The sequence below is a fragment of the uncultured Campylobacter sp. genome (assembly GCF_938045535.1).
GTDB lineage: Bacteria > Campylobacterota > Campylobacteria > Campylobacterales > Campylobacteraceae > Campylobacter_B.
The window spans coordinates 1-1,273 of the sequence record NZ_CALIMQ010000143.1; the positions used below are offsets into that span (position 1 = coordinate 1).

1 protein-coding gene is annotated in these 1,273 nt (G+C 51.5%); it reads left to right on the forward strand.

Annotated elements, in window-relative coordinates; genetic code table 11:
- The first annotated feature begins 153 nt into the window (after nt 1-153).
- Complete coding sequence (gene proB, locus Q0095_RS04630) at nt 154-1,125, forward strand: glutamate 5-kinase (protein WP_297881806.1); 972 nt, start codon at nt 154-156, stop codon at nt 1,123-1,125.
- Nucleotides 1,126-1,273 lie beyond the last annotated feature (148 nt).

Genomic DNA, 1,273 nt, shown 5'->3' on the forward strand with positions numbered 1-1,273 from the left:
CCCGTTACGATCTTCGTAAACAGACTATCTCTACGCTTTATTAGAATTACTCGAGAATAAATTTAAACCAAAAGCTTGCATCTACTCAGCTTAAAACATAAAATTTAAAATAAGCCGTTTTCGATATAATTTTCAAAAATTTCGGAGCGGAAAATGGGCAGAAAAGAGCTTCTGGGCGGCGCAAAACGTATCGTCGTAAAAATCGGTACCTCAACGCTTACGAACGCGGACGGTTCGCTAAATGAGCGACTCATCAAAAGTCTAGTCGCGCAAATTTGCAAGCTAAAAGATGCGGGCTTTTGCGTGGCTTTGGTAAGCTCGGGTGCCGTGGGCGCGGGCATGGGGCTGCTAGGCATCGCGCAAAGACCTAAAATTTTAAGCCGCAAGCAGGCTCTAGCGGCGGTCGGACAGGTCGCACTGATGCATCTTTACGAGCGGCTATTTTGGGCGCATGACCGCATTATCGCGCAGCTGCTGTTAAGCCGAGGCGATTTTAGCGACAGGGTGCGCTATCTTAGCGTGCGAAACGTCTGCGCGGAGCTACTCTCGCGCGGCATCGTGCCGATCATAAACGAAAACGATCCCGTCGTAGCAGATGAACTGAAAGTGGGCGACAACGACACTCTAAGTGCACTAGTAGCGGGGCTAATCGATGCTGATCTGCTCGTGATTTTAAGCGATATCGACGGGCTGTACGACAAAAATCCGAGCGAGCACGCGGACGCAAAACTTTTAAGCTTTATCGAAAAAATCGACGAGCACGTCGTCAAAATGGCAGGCGGCGAGGGCAGTAAATTCGGCACGGGCGGCATGGCGACCAAGATCGCGGCGGCGCAAATGGCAAATCAGATCGGCACTAGCCTGATCATCGCAAACGGGCGTACGGACGGAATTTTGCTTAAAATAGCGGCGGGCGACGAGGTCGGCACCCTCTTTAGCGCGGGCGCAGTGCGGCTTAGCTCGCGTAAATACTGGCTCGCATACGGCGCGATTAGCAAAGGCGCGGTGATTATCGACGCGGGTGCGGCAGAGGCGATAAAATCGGGCAAAAGCCTGCTTGCGGTCGGGATTGCCGAGGTGCGCGGCGAGTTTGAGCGCGGCGAGATCGTGGTTTTCACGCACTAAATTTACACGGGCAAGGGAAGCGAATGGGCGCTCACGAGCGGTTAAAATTTGAGCCTTTTAAACAATAAAGTGAGCTACGCCCACAAATGCTGAAATTTAAGCCCAGCAAGTATGAGCACAAACGCTTATCGCATATCCAAAAAAACCT

Bases quoted from the DNA above. Each gene is read 5' to 3' on its own strand.
- proB (WP_297881806.1), top strand. From the start codon at position 154: ATGGGCAGAAAAGAGCTTCTGGGCGGCGCAAAACGTATCGTCGTAAAA.